The organism is Paenibacillus sp. FSL R5-192 (assembly GCF_000517845.1).
GTDB lineage: Bacteria > Bacillota > Bacilli > Paenibacillales > Paenibacillaceae > Paenibacillus > Paenibacillus amylolyticus.
On sequence record NZ_ASPR01000078.1, the window covers coordinates 145,921 to 162,631 of the forward strand.

The following is a 16,711-nucleotide window of genomic DNA, read 5'->3' on the forward strand; positions in this document are numbered from 1 at the left end:
CACTCCTCACTCCACGATGCCAATGTTCTCAGCCGTGGTTCTACTGTTCAGCATCCATCTCACCTTAGGGGCTGAATACTATATGATAACGCTATCATAACTGATTTTATGTTATTATAGCACAAGCCTCTGAGCAGCAAAGCAAGAATTGAATTCAAAGAGCCAAAACAAAAAAAACCGTGCTGAGCAGATAACAACTCAGACACGGAACAATTCATCTGGCAGCACACCGTTATATCTTCGATGCTCTAAATGCCAGAATCCTTAAACAATGTGGCCATGGAGCCACCATCCACAATAATGCGTACAGCGCGGGCCAGCATTGGCGCAACAGGTAACACTTTGAAGCATTCAGGGTGATCATCTGGCAGTGCGATCGAGTCCGTAACTACCACCTCTTCAATCGACGGGTGATTCAATTTACTTACTGCACCATCCGAGAACAATCCGTGTGTTGCACATACATATACATTTTTGGAGCCACGTTCCTTCAACCCTTCCACGACATTCAGAATGGTTGTTCCAGTGTCGATCAGATCCTCAATAATAATAGGTGTCCGTCCTTCTACATCACCAATGACATGGGTAATCACCGATTCATTATGGCTTGGACGTTTCTTGATCATAATGGCAAATGGAGAATCCAGACGGTTCGCCAGCTTCTCTGCCATCGATGCTCGTCCCGCATCCGGGGAGACGACAACAGGGTTCTCAATTCCTTTGCTTAACAGATAATCACTAATCAAATCCAGTGATGTCATATGGTCAACCGGAATGTTGAAGAATCCCTGAATGGCCGCTGCGTGCAGGTCGATCGTTACCACTCGATTGGCGCCAGCCGTAGTTAATACATCTGCTACCATCTTGGCCGAGATCGGTTCCCGTGGTGCGGATTTGCGCTCTTGACGAGCATAGCCGTAATACGGAACAATGATGTTAACAGTGCGCGCTGAAGCCCTCTTTGCAGCATCAATCATCACAAGCAACTCGACAAACAGCTCATTGATCGGATGAGACAACGACTGTACCAGAAACACATCACAATTACGGATCGTTTCTTCATAATGAACGTATATTTCTCCGCTCTTGAACCTGGACAGCTTGATCTTGCCCAGTTGTACACCCAGCTTGTCACATACCTGTTCTGCCAGCTTAGGGTTCGATGAACCGGAAAAAATACGTAACGAATGCTGCATAATGCCCTCCCGAGGGTTGAAATCCCTATATAATCCCTTATCTAAAGCGAGTGTTCAAAAAGACCGGTTTTCAGTACCGAGAAGATGGGATAAAGCTAGAAATGGAGTAGCGGAGCGTAGGCAAAACTACGTGAGCAACGGACATTTCGGCTGAATTCCAGCTTCGATGCTGAAGATGCCATTAGGCATCCTTCGTAATCAAAGGCGGAATTTTTGAACTACCTCTAAAAGGTTATTTCCTACCCTCATTATACTCTAATGGCTTATACATTTAAAGGAATGAACGAGCGATGACGGCCTTCAAAAACAGCGACTTCCGTACAGCCCAACTCATGTAAAAGTGCTTCAGCTTCAGGCAAATAATCGCCCAGCTTCAGTGGGTCATGTGCATCAGAGCCCATGGTTAATGGAATACCCAAGCGAATGGCTTCTGTCAGCATTCTGCGACTAGGGAACATCTCGGCACAAGGCTTCGATATCCCGGAAGCATTCAGCTCCATGGCGCAACCACTTTTGGCAATAGCCTGCAGCGCTGCGTTCTCCAGTGAGATACGTTCTTCTGTCTGCTCCGTTGAAGGAACAAAGCCAAACCGTTTAATGACATCCGTATGACCCATAATATCGTACATGCCCGTGGCGGCTGCCTTGCTTACGGCATCGTAGTACTGACGATATACCTCAAGGATGTCTTTGCCCTCCCAGTGATGGGTCTGGCGGAAATCCGTAATGTCCCATTCCCCGAGGAAATGAACAGAGCCAATCACATAATCCCATGGATAACGCTCAATGATCGCACGGATCTCTGTTTCCCAGCCTTCAATATAGTCACCTTCCAGACCAACACGTACGTCAATCTGCCCGCGGTAACGTTCTTTCAGGGAGAAACACTCCTCTACGTAACGCGGCAGCTCATCCATAGGCATCGCCATTTCCGGATAATATTGAGCCGGATCGACATGCAACAATGGCATGTGATCGGACAATCCAATCTGGGATAGTCCGATCTCCACACCACGTTGTACGTACTCTTCAAGTTTGCCAACGGCATGTCCACACCGCTCATGGTGTGTATGATAGTCTATACGCACGAAACTCGCCTCCTAATCGCGGCGAGGCCGTTCATGACGGCGGCTCAGCTCTGACATAATGTCGTCCAGCGGTAGCTTGCGCTCTTGTAACAGGACGAGCAGGTGATACATCAGGTCACTGACTTCCAGACGAAGCTCGTCATTATCTTTATTTTTGGCGGCGATGATCGTCTCGGACGCTTCTTCACCGATTTTTTTCAGTATTTTGTCTACACCTTTATCAAACAGATACGTTGTATATGCACCCTCAGGACGCTCACGTTCACGCTCTGCAATAACGGATTCCAGTTCAGCCAATACCTCAAAGCGACTTTCGGAACCGGAACTTGCAGAAGCAGATGCTGCACCCGCTTCATCCGAAGCCTTGTCTGCCAATTTCTCTGGCAAACCAATGATTTCATTATGGAAACAAGTTACCGTCCCTGTATGGCAAGCCGGACCGTTCGGTTTCACCTCAACCAACAAGGTATCGCCGTCACAATCATATTTTAGGGAAGTAATCGTCTGCACGTTGCCAGATGTTGCTCCTTTATGCCACAACTCCTGACGCGAGCGTGACCAGAACCACGTCTCACCGGATTCCAGCGACAACTTCAGGGATTCGCGATTCATATAAGCCATCATTAAAACTTCACGAGTATCTACATCCTGCACAATGGCAGGAACCAAACCGTCACTCCAACGAATGTGTTCCACAACCTGTTCCAAGGATAACTGTTCCTTGATTTCATCGCTCACTTTAGTCACGGATCTCCACCCCTTGTTCTCTCAAATGTTGTTTTAACGCCGGTACGGCGATTTCTTTGTAATGGAAAATCGTTGCGGCCAGCCCTGCGTCCGCTTTGCCTGTGGTAAATACATCATAGAAATGAGATTCCTTGCCCGCACCGCCCGATGCGATGACTGGAATATGCACAGATTCGGATACCGCTGCCGTCAGCTTCAGATCAAAACCGTCTTTTGTTCCGTCCGCGTCCATACTTGTGAGGAGAATTTCTCCCGCGCCCAAGCTCTCAGCCTGTTTAACCCATTCCAGTGCCTTGATCCCGGATGGTTTCCGTCCACCATGCGTGTAGACCTCCCATTCGCCCCAAGCTTCATTATATTTGGCATCAATCGCTACGACGATACATTGGGAGCCAAAGCGACGTGCCCCATCAGCAATCAACTGTGGATTAAGTACCGCGGCTGTATTCACTGCAATTTTATCCGCTCCTGCACGGAGAATCCGCTTCATATCCTCCACCTTGGAGATGCCACCGCCTACCGTAAAGGGAATAGCGATCTCGCCCGCCGTCTGACGCACGACTTCTTCCATCGTTTCGCGACCTTCTACCGAAGCGGAGATATCGAGAAACACCAATTCGTCCGCGCCCTCGCGGTCATATAGTGCCGCCAGCTCTACCGGATCACCCGCATCGCGGAGATTAACGAAGTTGACGCCTTTGACGACCCGGCCGTCCTTCACGTCCAGACAGGGGATGATTCTTTTTGCCAGCATGCTACCTCTTCCTCTCTATCCGAATATCCCTTACTTATTGACCGCACGTACTGCTTCAGACAGATCGATGCTTCCCGTATACAGTGCTTTACCCACAATTGCTCCACCAACACCATCATCCGCGTGGCGACTCAGACGAAGCAGATCATCCATTACACTCACACCGCCGGAAGCAATAACCGTCCGTCCGCTTGCCTTGGCTAGAGACACAATCGCTTCCACATTAGGACCCTGCATCATGCCATCACGGGAAATATCCGTAAAGATAAACGTTTCTGCCCCATATGCCGCCAATTCCTTTGCGAGTACCTCTGCTTGCACTTCCGATGTTTCAAGCCAACCGCGAGTTGCCACGTAACCGTTACGAGCGTCGATGCCAATTGCCACTTTGTCGCCATAACGTCCCAGTACTTCCTCTGTAAAAGCACGATCCTCAATCGCTGCTGTTCCAATGATCAGCCGGCTAACACCCAGACCCAGCAAACGTTCTACATCCGCTACCGTACGAAGTCCGCCGCCCACCTGAACAGGTACGTTCACAGCCGAGGCAATCCGCCCGATCAGCTCATCGTTAACAGGATAACCCGCTTTCGCACCATCCAGATCCACCAGATGGACATATGTACCGCCTTGTTTCTCCCAGGATAAAGCCACTTGAACCGGGTCATCGTTATACACGGTCTCCTGATTATAATCTCCCTGCACCAGTCTTACACATTTGCCGTCCCGGATATCAATCGCCGGATATAGGATAAAAGATGACATACAAGGCCTCCTGAATATGAATTAGATTTGTACGCTTTCTATAGTTAAGAAGAGATGATGTTTTACCTTTGTACAGGTGCTCCTGTCAGAGCCAAAAAGTTGCCAAGCAGCTTCATACCGAGCTCTCCACTTTTCTCTGGGTGGAATTGCATGCCGAAGTTGGATCCTCTGCCTACAATGGCTGTCACCGGATGTCCGTAATCCGTTACCGCCAGCAGATCGTCCCTGTTTTCAGTAAGCGCATGATAGGAATGGACAAAATAGACGTGACCTGCTTCAAGCCCCGTAAATAGAGGATTTTCCGCGTGCAGAAATTCCAAACGGTTCCATCCCATATGAGGAACTTTCAGCTCTCCTGGTGCGAATCGCACCACTTTACCTGGAAAAATATCCAGTCCCTCATGCTCACCATGCTCTTCACTTGAGCTGAATAACAATTGCATGCCCAAACAGATACCGAGCAGTGGTTTGGTCCCGGCAGCGGCTTCCTTCACCACCTTATCCAGTCCACTCTCACGCAGATGAACCATCGCATCACCAAAAGCACCTACGCCTGGTAAAATGACACCATCTGCGCCAAGAATCTCTTCCCGGTCACCCGTGACCAGCGCTTCGTAGCCAAGACGTTCGACCGCTTTGCCGACGCTGTGCAGGTTACCCATACCGTAATCGACAATTGCAATCGCCATCGTCTACAGCACTCCCTTCGTGGAAGGCACACCCGTTACACGTGGATCAATCATCGTTGCTTCATCCAGTGCACGTCCCAGCGCCTTAAAGATCGCTTCAATCATGTGGTGGGTGTTCTGACCATAGTGCACAATGACATGTAACGTAATCCGAGCTTCCAGCGCTAATTTCCACAGGAATTCATGTACCAGCTCCGTGGAGAAACTGCCTACTTGTTGGGAAGGGTATTCTGCACGGTATTCAAAGTGAGGTCGGTTACTCACATCAATAATGACCTGAGCGAGTGCCTCGTCCATTGGTACAAAAACACTGGCGTAACGCTTAATTCCACGTTTGTCACCCAACGCTTCTCGCAACGTCTGTCCGAGACAGATTCCGATGTCTTCAACCGTGTGATGATCGTCGATATCAATATCTCCGCGGGCCTGCACGTTCAGGTCGAATTGTCCGTGCTTTGTGAACAGATCCAGCATATGATTCAGGAAAGGTACATCCGTTTCAATCGTGGATTGTCCTGTTCCATCTACATTAAAGGCCAACTGAATATTGGTCTCGTTTGTTTTGCGGTCAACCTCTGCTTGGCGCACCGCACCTTTGTTTTCAAGTTCCACACCATTATTTTGCTTATCCATTGTCCGATTCCGCCTTTCCTTCCTGTTCTAACCGTACAGCGATTGCACGGGCATGCCCTTCAAGACCCTCATGGCGGGCCAACTCTATAATAGCCGCTCCGTTCTTCAGCAGCGCTTCTTTACTATAATAGATCAGACTCGATTTCTTGATAAAATCATCCACGTCCACTGGTGAACTGAATCGCGCAGTTCCATTGGTCGGAATAATGTGATTGGGTCCTGCAAAATAATCCCCCACCGGCTCCGAGCTGTATGGGCCGAGGAAGATCGCGCCGGCATTTTCGATCCGGCCAGCGTAAGCCATCGGCTCCTGCACCATGATCTCCAGATGCTCCGGTGCGAGCCGGTTCACCACGTCAATTCCCTCATCGATGGAATCGACCACAATAATCGCGCCATACTGCTCCACGGAAGCAGCAGCGATATCCCGCCGCGGCAGCACTTCAAGCTGCCGCTGCACTTCGCCCTGCACGGCTTCCGCCAGCGTGGCCGAATTCGTGACGAGAATGGCCGATGCCATCTCGTCATGTTCCGCCTGCGACAACAGGTCGGCGGCGACGTACACTGGATTCGCCGTATCATCGGCGAGCACCACAATCTCACTCGGCCCGGCGATACTATCGATATCGACCGCACCGTACACCTCGCGCTTCGCGAGCGCCACGTAAATATTGCCCGGTCCACAGATCTTGTCAACCGGTGCAATACTCTCCGTGCCGTAAGCGAGGGCGGCGATGGCTTGAGCGCCGCCAACCCGGTACATCTCGCTCACGCCTGCTTCCGCAGCAGCAACGAGGATATACGGGTTAATACCTTCGCCACCGTTCGTTGACGGCGGCGTCACGAGAACAATCTCCGGCACGCCTGCCACCTGTGCCGGAATCACATTCATCAGCACAGACGATGGATACGCTGCTTTGCCGCCAGGTACATAGACGCCGACCCGCTTCAGCGGTCGGATGACCTGGCCCAGCAGGCTGCCGTCCGGCTGCCAATCCATCCACGAGTTGCGTTTCTGTTTCTCATGAAACGCACGAATGTTGGCGGCGGCTTGCCGAATCGCCGTCACAAAGGATGGCTCCACGGCTGCATAAGCCGCCTGCAGCTCTTCCTGCGGCACGCGCAATTCTGCGGCCGTCAGCTTCGTGCGGTCCAGCTGCTCTGTGTAACGCAGCAGTGCCGCATCACCCTCACGGCGAATGTCGCTGACAATACGCCGTACCGTTTCATTTTGCTCCGGCGTGCCATACTCCACTTCCCGCTTCAGATCAAACTCCCGTGCAGGTACAATTTTCATACGTACAACCTCCTCATCCTCTGTAATACCTGCCTTCTTGTGGTCGATTTGCTTCTTTATTTTGTCTCTTACTCTTACTTTTGCTTCTGCTTCTGCTTTGTATGTTTCTCATCTATGTTTCCAACGCAGTAGTTTATCCCCGAAAGCTTCCCGCCGAAATCTCATTCGATGCCGGAATGACCTGCTGAAGTGCATCACACAAAGCCTGAATTCGTGCATTTTTCATCCGATAACTTACCCGATTGGCGATAAGACGGCTCGTGATATCCAGAATGCCCGTCATCTCCACCAGTCCGTTCTCTCGCAGCGTCTGACCAGTCTCCACCAGATCGACAATCCGGTCTGCCAGACCAATCAGGGGTGCCAGCTCAATGGAACCATTCAGCTTGATCACCTCGACCTGCTGTCCCTGCTCCCGGAAATACTGCGAAGCAATCCTCGGATACTTCGTTGCGACACGTTGCTGGATGCCTGGCTTCCAGTCTGGAAGTCCGATCACAGACATACGGCACTGAGCGATTCCCAGATTCAACAGTTCGTACACATCCCGATCTTCCTCCAGCAGCACGTCTTTACCAACAATTCCGATATCGGCAACACCGTACTCCACATATGTTGGAACATCTACTGGCTTAGCCATAATGAATTCCATTCCCGCTTCCGGTACTTCAATGACCAATCTGCGTGTATCGTCTACGTCTTCTGGAATATCCAGCCCCGCTTCACGAAACAATTTGGAGGCTTTTTTGTAGATTCGGCCCTTCGGCATGGCCACCTTCAGAATATCCGACATCTCAGCGTCCTCCTTCTTCAGATCCGTAAGTAATAACCTGCTCAGCCTGAGCGGTTCTTGCTTCAACCGATACGGCACTTGCCCCAGCCCCATCTTCAGGAAGAAGGAGTGTCACTACATTTTGTCCCATACTGCGTAATCTTGCCGCTTCTGTTAGTGCCTCAGCCCGACGTTTCGGGGTATATTGGATAAGTATCGTTTTTTTCTCTTCAATCGTAATGCCATGAACACCATCAATAATACGGTTCGTTTTCAGTGCAAATCCTGTAGCTGGCAATGAACGACCAAACTGTTGTAACAGATTATCATACCGTCCACCGCTACATACCGGAGATCCCAGTTCGGCTGCATACCCTTCAAAGGTCATGCCCGTATAATAGGAGAAATCACCGATCATCGTCAGATCAATCAGCACATGCTCGGATACACCGTACGCTTCCAACACTTCGAATACGGCACACAGATGTGCAATCGACTGTGCTGCTTCAGCACTTGAACTTAGCTCTACCGCATGTGTGCATACTTCCTTGCCACCACGCAGACGAAGGATCGCTTCAAGCTGTTCTTTCAACTTCGGCTCCAGATTCAATGCTTCAATCGACTGGCGATAGCCGACATAATCACGTCCGAGCAACCCTTCCTTCAATTGCTCCTGCTCAGCGGTCTGGCCTGGAATCACTTCCTCCAGTAATCCGTTCAGGAATCCCATATGACCCATCGCTATTTTAAAAGAAGACACACCCGCTGCCTGCAAAGAGGCAATCGCAAGCGCAACAACTTCTGCATCCGCTTCAGGCGAGTCGTCTCCAACCAACTCCACGCCCGTCTGGAAAAATTCAGCTTCACGCCCAGCTTCCTCTTCAATAGAACGGAATACGTTCGCATGATAGGACAGACGCAGCGGCAACTGCTCATCTTTGAGCATGGATGAAACGACGCGTGCAATAGGAGCCGTTAGATCCGATCTGAGTACCAGTGTGGTTCCCCGGCTGTTTAGCAATTTAAATAATTTACGATCTGATGTAGAGCTTGCCACACCTACCGTATCGTAATATTCAATGGTTGGTGTGATGATCTGACGGTAACCCCAGCGTTCCATACATTCCAGTACATTGCGTTCAATCGTCCGCAGCTTGGATACTACATGTGGTGTATAGTCGCGGAATCCGGTCGGTTTTTCAAAACCTTTTGGTTTGGACATTGGTAATATTCACCCCGAGTCAGTAATTTAAGAGTTGCACTCGTTCTATTTCAACAGGATTTATGTAGTGTAAATCCCCATTCTATCTTATAAACCTGAATCACAGTATTATCGCATAAGCCTTCAACTATTGGTTTAGTCCAATCCTTATCATGCTTCATTTCTCCAAGAATACTTTCACATGGTAAAGTGCTAACAAACTAAAGGATATGGGATATGATAACACGAAATCCGCACTACCGTCAACAATACCAAAGCTTGATTGCCCTTGGATCGACATATCGTTTTATATGCACACCATTACGCTCGCCAATCGGTATTTATATACGAAAAAAGCTGCCATAAGCAGCTTTTAACTTCAACCCATCTTCATTCATTACTTTATTGACTCAATGCACACTACCCTGAGAAGAATCATCCGTGTTAAAGACAGTTTCTTCTGTAGAAGCTGCCGCGTGGGATAAATCACGAAGTGGATTACCTCCAACAAAAGCTCCTGGTGCAACATCCTTATGTACGACAGCTCCAGCAGCCACAACAGCTCCATCTCCTATAGTTACCCCGGGCAGAATCGTTGTATTGGCACCTATCAGTACATTTTCCCCGATAATCACCTCACCGAGTCTGTACTCCTTAATGAGATACTCATGAGCGAGAATCGTTGTGTTGTAACCGATGACCGAGTTTTCGCCGACCGTTATTTTCTCCGGAAAAAATACATCCACCATCACCATCAGGCCAAAGGCTGTGTGTTTTCCCACCTTCATACCGAGCATTCGGCGGTAAATCCAATTCTTCACCGATAGGATCGGACAGTAACGTGACAACTGGATCCAGATAAAATTACGAACGCCCTTCCACGGACTCACTGTCTTGTAGATATGCCAAAGTGCATTCTGGTCCTCTACCGGATAGCGGGTTACTTTTCTCATGAACGTCCCGTTTCAATACGGATGAGTTTCAATAAATCTCTCATGTCATGCAACATATGATCGGGTCCATATCCGTTCAGGATTGTTTCCCCTTTAAGGGACCATGCAACCCCCGCCGAGAGTGCGCCCGCATTTTGAGCCGATTGGATATCCACTGGACTGTCACCCACCATTAACGTTTTGGCAGGATCTGCACCCAGTTCCGTCATCGCTTTCAGTACCGGTTCAGCGTGCGGCTTCGGATTCGTTACGTCAGTTACTGTTACAATCGTCTTCATATACTTCAATAGGTCAAAACGTTCTAGCACCTTTAATGTAGATGGACGAATTTTGGTTGTGACCACACCCATCACAATGCCAGCCTGATGCAGCGCCTCTACTACCTCAATAACATGTGGAAAAGGTCTAACCATCGCTTCATGATGGATATCATTATAAGCACGGTAACCTTTCACGTACTCGGAGACTTCCTCCTGGCCAGAGAAGGTACGCATTTGCTGCTCCAGTGTGCCGCCCATATGTGGAATAATCTGTTCCCGTGTCCATGGAGCTGAATGCTCCCATCCCCCCATGACATGCTGGAATGAGCTGATAATCAGCTCATTGGTATCAATAATCGTGCCATCCAGATCAAACAATACCGTGTCAATCATGTTGCATTACTCCTTTTTATCATCAACTTGCTTGGATTCATCCTTGGCTGGAGGTGTTAACTTATTCTCTTTGCCAGCAACTGTTTCCGTATGCTCCATATCATCTGAGGTAACTTTGGACGATACAATCGGATCACTGTAACGAACATCTGCTTTACCTGTCACTCTTCTCACCACAATGAATACAACAGCAACAATAATGATGCCAATAGCGAGCAGTTGCGAGATTCTTACGTTACCGTAAGCAGGATCAAGATATCCTTGTTCAAAGCCCATTGCAGTCATTGGAGACCATAGCCCGTTTACTAATGAAGCGACCCATTGCGGAGCCTGGAAGCCAAGACTGTCCGTACGCAAAGCTTCAATAAAGAAGCGACCGATAGAGTACCAGATGAAATAAGACATGAACAGTTCACCTGAACGCAGAAACTTCTGACGACGCAGAACCAGCAGCAACACCAGACCAACGAGACTCCACATCGATTCATACAAAAACGCAGGATGGTGGAATACGCCTTCTACGTTCATTTGATTCACAATAAAGTCCGGCAGATGAAGCTTGTCTCTCAAAAATGATTCTTCTACAGGACCGCCGTAGGCTTCCTGATTCACAAAGTTCCCCCAGCGTCCGATCAACTGTCCAACGAGCAGTCCAGGCGCACAGATATCGGCCATACGCCAGAAGTTATACCCTTTACGACGGAAGAAAATAACTGCACAGATGATTGCACCAATAAGGGCACCATAGATGGCTATACCGCCATTCCATATTTTAAAGACATCCCAGAAATTATCCTTATAATCTTCCCATTTAAATGCGACGTAGTAGATGCGGGCACCAATGATGGCAGAAGGCACACCCAGCAGGACCATGTCCATGAACACTTCCTGTGGAATATTGTATCGTTTGCCCTCCCGGATCACGAGCAGGAGTCCTATAAGTGCCGCAGCACCAAGAATAAGCCCGTACCAGTGAACCTTTAACGCTCCAATAGAGAACGCAATCGGGTTCAACAGTAATAATGTATCCATTCATTCACACTCCTATTTATTCAATCAATCGCACGCATGACGAATGGTTGGCATACACTGCGCCTTAAGAGAAGCAGTACATGTCAACCATTTATCTTCATTTCCTTGTATAAAATGTTTCTTAATCCATGTCTTCCATATCTTCCGAGATGGTTGCTGTCAGCTTGTTCGTGAATTGCAGCGCAGCATTCAGACCCATCTGTTTCAGGCGATAGTTCATACCTGCCACTTCAATAATAACCGCCAAGTTCCGTCCCGGACGAACAGGGATTGTAACAAGAGGTACATCCGTATCAATGATACGTGTAGTCTCTTCATCCAGACCCAGACGATCATATTGTTTATCCTGCTGCCATGCTTCCAGACGCACAACCAAAGTAATCCGTTTGTTATTCCGAACCGCACCAGCCCCGAATAATGTCATGACGTTGATAATACCGACACCTCGAATCTCGAGCAAGTGGCGGATCAATTCAGGTGCAGTACCGTGCAGCTGAAAATCTGACGTTTGGCGGATCTCTACCGCATCATCGGCAATCAGTCGGTGTCCACGTTTCACCAGTTCAAGCGCTGTTTCACTCTTACCAATACCGCTGCTACCTGTGATCAGCATACCTACGCCATAGACATCACAAAGTACACCGTGAATGGTTGCTGTTGGTGCCAATTTCTTTTCCAGGAATCCCGTGATCCGGCTGGATAGAATCGTTGTAGCCATGTTGCTGCGAAGTACAGCCAGATTCTGTTCTTCACTAATATCAATCAGCTCTTGTGGAACTTCCAGTCCACGCGTGACAACGATACAAGGTGTCTCTTCCGTACAAAGACGTTGCATACGATCGCGCCGCTCTTGCTCAGGTAACATTGCAAAGAAAGCTAATTCCGTTCTTCCAAGCAGCTGTACCCGTTCTTGTGGATGGTATTCAAAATAACCGGCCATTTCCAGACCAGGACGATTCAGGTCATCTACCGTAATGACTCTTTTCAATCCGTGAGATCCAGAAACAACCTCCAACTGAAATTGCTGCACCAGTTCAGATACTTTCACTTTTTTCGCCATTTGTCTCTTCCTTTCAGCATTAGCTGTCCCTCTATGTACATCAGATCGTGTATCAGTTATTTCCATTATTAGCGCATTCACAACATGAGGTACAGAATGCATACCCTTCCAACAGTCAATTCTCTCAAATAAATGAAGACAGACCTTCAAATAATCTTAAATGAATTCCGGGATGAATGCAATCGCAGCCTCCGACAACCATTAGTAAGAAAAGTCTTCTGATCGAAGCACCTTCTAGGATACTACATTCGTAGTTTAAGGGGTGTTTTTCTTGCGATTATTAATCCTTCCACTCTGCCGAAACTTATAAATTCATTAATCTTAAAAAAGCCCCTTCCAGCAATAACGGAAGGGGCTCTCATTACAATGTATAATTGCGTTAACTGTCAGGTTCCATCGTCACCGAGGAATCCCAGTATTATTTGTCTTGAAGAAGTACGTTCACTTCAGTCTCTTTGTCAAAGATATGAACTTTGTTCATGTCGATGGCCATTTTAACTGTGGAACCATCACGAGTGTTAGAACGTCCGTCTACACGTGCGATCGTTGTATCATTACCAACACCGCTCAAGTAGAGGAGCATTTCGTGACCCAGGTTCTCTGTAACATCTACGTGTGTAGAGAATACAGAGTTCGGGGATGCTTCCAGGAATACTGGCTCTTCGTGAATGTCTTCTGGACGAACACCCAGAATCACTTCTTTACCAATGTATCCTCTAGATTTCAACACTTGTGCTTTACCTTGCGGGATTTCAACATCCACACCAGGAGCTATGAAATGCATGCTAGTACCTTGCTCAGCGAGTTTACCCGAGATAAAGTTCATTGTCGGGGAACCGATGAAACCAGCTACGAACAGGTTAGCCGGCAGGTTGTACAACTCTTCCGGAGAAGCTGCTTGTTGGATGATACCATCCTTCATAACAACGATCCGATCACCCATCGTCATAGCTTCGATCTGGTCATGCGTTACGTAGATAACAGTTGTTTCCAAACGTTTCGCAAGTTTAGTGATCTCAGCACGCATTTGACCACGCAGTTTGGCATCCAAGTTGGAGAGAGGCTCATCCATCAAGAACACTTGTGGATCACGGACAATCGCACGTCCCAAAGCGACACGTTGACGTTGACCACCGGACAATGCCTTAGGTTTACGCTCAAGCAAATGTTCGATATCCAGGATTTTAGCTGCTTCACGTACACGTTTGTCGATCTCATCTTTTTTAACCTTACGCAATTTCAAACCAAACGCCATGTTTTGATATACGCTCATATGCGGATACAAGGCATAGGATTGGAATACCATCGCGATATCGCGGTCTTTAGGTGCAACATCATTAACGACACGGTCACCGATATAGAGTTTACCTTCAGAAATTTCCTCAAGGCCTGCGATCATACGAAGTGTTGTTGATTTACCACAACCGGACGGACCTACCAGTACCAGAAATTCTTTATCTTTAATGTCCAGGTTAATGTCAACTACAGTTGCTTTATCAGAACCCGGGTATTTTTTGAAAATATGCTCTAAACGTACTCCAGCCATGATTGTTGCCTCCTCAGAGATCATTTTGTAATCGAATACAATTTGTATTTTTATAATACCCTATCTACGTGAGGTTTGACTATTCGCAAACTGCACAAAAATATCAATGCTTTTTCGTCACTTTGTACATTAGTAGTAAAAACTGCACTAGAACAGCACTTTCGAAGTGCCTCACATCGTAACTAATCTCCTGTTTTATCTTGTCCAGACGATAAACCAACGTATTACGATGAATGAAAAGTCGTTTCGCTGTCTCGCTGACATTACAGTCCAGGCTAAAAAAGGTCTCCAGCGTAGCAAGTGTCTCACTGTCATTGAAGATTACCGTGTCTTTACCAGTTTCCTTTATAAAACGTATACGTTGATCATCTGGAATGCTCGCTACCAACCGCTCCAGGTGAAGATCCCATGGGAGATGAATATGCTGCGTAACATGGAATGCTCTCCCTAAGTGAACACTTTCTTTAAGAAGAACTGTGACCGATACAAGTTGTTGCGCAGGAATGCATGGCAGAGATGCAGACAGATGGAACACCCCAGCCCACTCACTGGCAACCAATTCATGTAACCCCAGACAAAAAGCGTTCAGTGAATCCTTTTTGGCTTCCGTTGTATCTTCTTCGGCTTCTTCAGTAACAATTTCTTTATCACCCATGAAAATCCACTCTTGCTCCCCCAAAGGAATCAAGACTATCTCCTCGCCAAAGTAACTCTCAAGCAACTTGTTGAGTTCCTTGGATCGTAAACGATGTGCATCCGGTGTATCCCCTTGCAGCAAGAAGAGAATCTTCTCAGCATTTAAGCCTGCGGGCACCACAAAGCGATCAGGAACCGCTTCAGATTCCTGCTTGGTTGGTTCTTCGATCTGCTCTTTAAGCCAGAGACCCAATTCAGTCAAATACTGCTCCCTATCATTCTCATATACAACAGGTTGTACCTCATCGGGTAGAGCCGTGTTAGTACGGATCAAAAGCTCAATCAATTGTCGTGTCTCCACGGTAATAGATTTTGCAGGGCATCCCCAACACACGACAGTCTCTTCTTGCTCATTCATCCGAACCTTAAAAAATATACGCTTTCCCGTATTCAAACTGATCACATCGGATGAAATTGGAGATGCAGATTGATCAGATAACTCCTGACGCTCACCTTCATCACCAAAGGTCTCTGAATTTTCATGATTACCAACTAGATTGGCAACAGATTGCATCCATTCTTCTATTGTAATTTCATATTCGTCCAAATTTGTGCCTATAATGACTTCAATTTGCTGTTTTAGATCAGGTATGAGCTTCATATAATGAACGTCACCACTCTGCATGTTTTCTATTAGTTTATCATATCTTGCCCAGCATTAATAAATATCCATATTGAGCTAAAATTACATAACAAAAAAGAGCGACTAATCAAATTAATGATTAATCACTCTTTTCTTAAAGATGAGTCATGAAGGGCTCGAACCTTCGACACCCTGATTAAAAGTCAGGTGCTCTACCAACTGAGCTAATGACTCATAAAACTGGTGGAGGATGATGGATTCGAACCACCGAACCCGTACGGGAGCAGATTTACAGTCTGATGCGTTTGGCCACTTCGCTAATCCTCCAGGGATTAAAGGTGGCTCGGGACGGAATCGAACCGCCGACACGAGGATTTTCAGTCCTCTGCTCTACCGACTGAGCTACCGAGCCATATTTAATTTTTAGGATTAATGGCGGAACCGACGGGATTCGAACCCGCGATCTCCTGCGTGACAGGCAGGCATGTTAGGCCAACTACACCACGGTTCCAGGCATTAATGGTGCCGGCGAGAGGACTTGAACCCCCAACCTACTGATTACAAGTCAGTTGCTCTACCAGTTGAGCTACACCGGCGTATATGGTGGAGGCTGAGGGGATCGAACCCCCGACCCTCTGCTTGTAAGGCAGATGCTCTCCCAGCTGAGCTAAGCCTCCTGGGTAATATGGTAGCGGCGGAGGGGATCGAACCCCCGACCTTACGGGTATGAACCGTACGCTCTAGCCAGCTGAGCTACACCGCCATATTAATTGTGTCTTGATTGCTTGTCCATCTTTAGGTAAAGATGGCGGAGAGAGAGGGATTCGAACCCTCGCACCGCTTACGCAGTCTAACCCCTTAGCAGAGGGTCCCCTTATAGCCACTTGGGTATCTCTCCAAATAACAATCATCAACATCATTCAAGGATTGCTCCCTGAAAACTAGATTCGAAACGAAACATGCGAATGACAACTTGCTATTGGATAAGCCCTCGACCGATTAGTACTGGTCAGCTCCATGCATTGCTGCACTTCCACCCCCAGCCT

16 protein-coding genes and 8 tRNA genes are annotated in these 16,711 nt (G+C 47.8%); all 24 read right to left on the reverse strand.

All coding sequences use genetic code 11. From position 1 onward, the window contains the following. Window positions 1-248: 248 nt before the first annotated feature. Window positions 249-1,196 carry a ribose-phosphate diphosphokinase gene (locus C161_RS29435; RefSeq protein WP_036616184.1) on the reverse strand — a complete coding sequence of 316 codons (948 nt, stop codon included), beginning with the start codon at window positions 1,194-1,196 and terminating at the stop codon, window positions 249-251. 263 nt (window positions 1,197-1,459) lie between these two features. Continuing rightward, window positions 1,460-2,284: a histidinol-phosphatase HisJ gene (gene hisJ, locus C161_RS29440; protein ID WP_036674758.1), complete on the reverse strand. Its 825-nt coding sequence runs from the start codon at window positions 2,282-2,284 to the stop codon at window positions 1,460-1,462. Window positions 2,285-2,296: 12 nt separating this feature from the next. Next, entirely contained in the window at window positions 2,297-3,022 is a 726-nt protein-coding gene (gene hisIE / locus C161_RS29445; protein ID WP_036674761.1) for a bifunctional phosphoribosyl-AMP cyclohydrolase/phosphoribosyl-ATP diphosphatase HisIE, read from the reverse strand. A 1-nt stretch (window position 3,023) separates the two neighbouring features. Further along, window positions 3,024-3,785, reverse strand: coding sequence for an imidazole glycerol phosphate synthase subunit HisF (gene hisF / locus C161_RS29450; RefSeq protein WP_036674763.1), 762 nt, complete (start codon window positions 3,783-3,785; stop codon window positions 3,024-3,026). Window positions 3,786-3,815: 30 nt separating this feature from the next. After that, window positions 3,816-4,550: a 1-(5-phosphoribosyl)-5-[(5-phosphoribosylamino)methylideneamino]imidazole-4-carboxamide isomerase gene (hisA, locus tag C161_RS29455; RefSeq protein WP_036616178.1), complete on the reverse strand. Its 735-nt coding sequence runs from the start codon at window positions 4,548-4,550 to the stop codon at window positions 3,816-3,818. Between the two features lie 62 nt (window positions 4,551-4,612). Beyond that, entirely contained in the window at window positions 4,613-5,239 is a 627-nt protein-coding gene (gene hisH, locus C161_RS29460) for an imidazole glycerol phosphate synthase subunit HisH (protein WP_036616175.1), read from the reverse strand. A gap of 3 nt (window positions 5,240-5,242) precedes the next feature. Further along, a complete protein-coding gene (gene hisB, locus C161_RS29465; protein ID WP_036674766.1) occupies window positions 5,243-5,872 on the reverse strand; it encodes an imidazoleglycerol-phosphate dehydratase HisB in 630 nt (209 codons plus the stop codon). Continuing rightward, window positions 5,865-7,169, reverse strand: coding sequence for a histidinol dehydrogenase (hisD, locus tag C161_RS29470; protein WP_036674768.1), 1,305 nt, complete (start codon window positions 7,167-7,169; stop codon window positions 5,865-5,867). The genes hisB and hisD overlap by 8 nt, the downstream gene beginning before the upstream one ends. A gap of 133 nt (window positions 7,170-7,302) precedes the next feature. Then, on the reverse strand, window positions 7,303-7,962 hold the full coding sequence (hisG, locus tag C161_RS29475; protein ID WP_036674770.1) for an ATP phosphoribosyltransferase: 660 nt from the start codon (window positions 7,960-7,962) through the stop codon (window positions 7,303-7,305). A gap of 1 nt (window position 7,963) precedes the next feature. Then, on the reverse strand, window positions 7,964-9,163 hold the full coding sequence (locus C161_RS29480; protein ID WP_036674773.1) for an ATP phosphoribosyltransferase regulatory subunit: 1,200 nt from the start codon (window positions 9,161-9,163) through the stop codon (window positions 7,964-7,966). Window positions 9,164-9,552: 389 nt separating this feature from the next. Then, a complete protein-coding gene (locus C161_RS29485) occupies window positions 9,553-10,095 on the reverse strand; it encodes an acyltransferase (protein ID WP_036674775.1) in 543 nt (180 codons plus the stop codon). Further along, window positions 10,092-10,748 carry a pyrophosphatase PpaX gene (ppaX, locus tag C161_RS29490; RefSeq protein ID WP_017691276.1) on the reverse strand — a complete coding sequence of 219 codons (657 nt, stop codon included), beginning with the start codon at window positions 10,746-10,748 and terminating at the stop codon, window positions 10,092-10,094. The genes C161_RS29485 and ppaX overlap by 4 nt, the downstream gene beginning before the upstream one ends. 6 nt (window positions 10,749-10,754) lie before the next feature. Then, the gene (gene lgt / locus C161_RS29495; protein ID WP_036674776.1) at window positions 10,755-11,780 is read right to left on the reverse strand and encodes a prolipoprotein diacylglyceryl transferase; all 1,026 of its coding nucleotides are present in this window, start codon (window positions 11,778-11,780) and stop codon (window positions 10,755-10,757) included. Window positions 11,781-11,901: 121 nt separating this feature from the next. Next, the gene (gene hprK / locus C161_RS29500) at window positions 11,902-12,840 is read right to left on the reverse strand and encodes an HPr(Ser) kinase/phosphatase (RefSeq protein WP_017691278.1); all 939 of its coding nucleotides are present in this window, start codon (window positions 12,838-12,840) and stop codon (window positions 11,902-11,904) included. A 418-nt stretch (window positions 12,841-13,258) separates the two neighbouring features. Further along, the gene (locus C161_RS29505) at window positions 13,259-14,386 is read right to left on the reverse strand and encodes an ABC transporter ATP-binding protein (protein WP_017691279.1); all 1,128 of its coding nucleotides are present in this window, start codon (window positions 14,384-14,386) and stop codon (window positions 13,259-13,261) included. A gap of 103 nt (window positions 14,387-14,489) precedes the next feature. Next, window positions 14,490-15,683, reverse strand: coding sequence for a PucR family transcriptional regulator (locus C161_RS29510; RefSeq protein WP_051447417.1), 1,194 nt, complete (start codon window positions 15,681-15,683; stop codon window positions 14,490-14,492). A gap of 143 nt (window positions 15,684-15,826) precedes the next feature. Beyond that, window positions 15,827-15,899: transfer RNA gene (locus tag C161_RS29515), tRNA-Lys, on the reverse strand. Window positions 15,900-15,906: 7 nt separating this feature from the next. Then, a tRNA-Tyr gene (locus C161_RS29520) sits at window positions 15,907-15,992 on the reverse strand. Between the two features lie 12 nt (window positions 15,993-16,004). Next, a tRNA-Phe gene (locus tag C161_RS29525) sits at window positions 16,005-16,077 on the reverse strand. A gap of 21 nt (window positions 16,078-16,098) precedes the next feature. Further along, a tRNA-Asp gene (locus C161_RS29530) sits at window positions 16,099-16,176 on the reverse strand. Between the two features lie 9 nt (window positions 16,177-16,185). Then, window positions 16,186-16,261: transfer RNA gene (locus C161_RS29535), tRNA-Thr, on the reverse strand. A gap of 5 nt (window positions 16,262-16,266) precedes the next feature. After that, a tRNA-Val gene (locus tag C161_RS29540) sits at window positions 16,267-16,342 on the reverse strand. 9 nt (window positions 16,343-16,351) lie between these two features. Then, a tRNA-Met gene (locus C161_RS29545) sits at window positions 16,352-16,428 on the reverse strand. Window positions 16,429-16,471: 43 nt separating this feature from the next. Continuing rightward, window positions 16,472-16,563: transfer RNA gene (locus tag C161_RS29550), tRNA-Ser, on the reverse strand. Window positions 16,564-16,711 lie beyond the last annotated feature (148 nt).

Bases quoted from the DNA above. Each gene is read 5' to 3' on its own strand.
- hprK (WP_017691278.1), bottom strand. From the start codon at position 12,840: ATGGCGAAAAAAGTGAAAGTATCTGAACTGGTGCAGCAATTTCAGTTG.
- lgt (WP_036674776.1), bottom strand. From the start codon at position 11,780: ATGGATACATTATTACTGTTGAACCCGATTGCGTTCTCTATTGGAGCG.
- C161_RS29480 (WP_036674773.1), bottom strand. From the start codon at position 9,163: ATGTCCAAACCAAAAGGTTTTGAAAAACCGACCGGATTCCGCGACTAT.
- C161_RS29435 (WP_036616184.1), bottom strand. From the start codon at position 1,196: ATGCAGCATTCGTTACGTATTTTTTCCGGTTCATCGAACCCTAAGCTG.
- C161_RS29485 (WP_036674775.1), bottom strand. From the start codon at position 10,095: ATGAGAAAAGTAACCCGCTATCCGGTAGAGGACCAGAATGCACTTTGG.
- hisD (WP_036674768.1), bottom strand. From the start codon at position 7,169: ATGAAAATTGTACCTGCACGGGAGTTTGATCTGAAGCGGGAAGTGGAG.
- hisG (WP_036674770.1), bottom strand. From the start codon at position 7,962: ATGTCGGATATTCTGAAGGTGGCCATGCCGAAGGGCCGAATCTACAAA.
- hisB (WP_036674766.1), bottom strand. From the start codon at position 5,872: ATGGATAAGCAAAATAATGGTGTGGAACTTGAAAACAAAGGTGCGGTG.
- hisF (WP_036674763.1), bottom strand. From the start codon at position 3,785: ATGCTGGCAAAAAGAATCATCCCCTGTCTGGACGTGAAGGACGGCCGG.
- hisH (WP_036616175.1), bottom strand. From the start codon at position 5,239: ATGGCGATTGCAATTGTCGATTACGGTATGGGTAACCTGCACAGCGTC.
- C161_RS29505 (WP_017691279.1), bottom strand. From the start codon at position 14,386: ATGGCTGGAGTACGTTTAGAGCATATTTTCAAAAAATACCCGGGTTCT.
- hisA (WP_036616178.1), bottom strand. From the start codon at position 4,550: ATGTCATCTTTTATCCTATATCCGGCGATTGATATCCGGGACGGCAAA.
- C161_RS29510 (WP_051447417.1), bottom strand. From the start codon at position 15,683: ATGAAGCTCATACCTGATCTAAAACAGCAAATTGAAGTCATTATAGGC.
- ppaX (WP_017691276.1), bottom strand. From the start codon at position 10,748: ATGATTGACACGGTATTGTTTGATCTGGATGGCACGATTATTGATACC.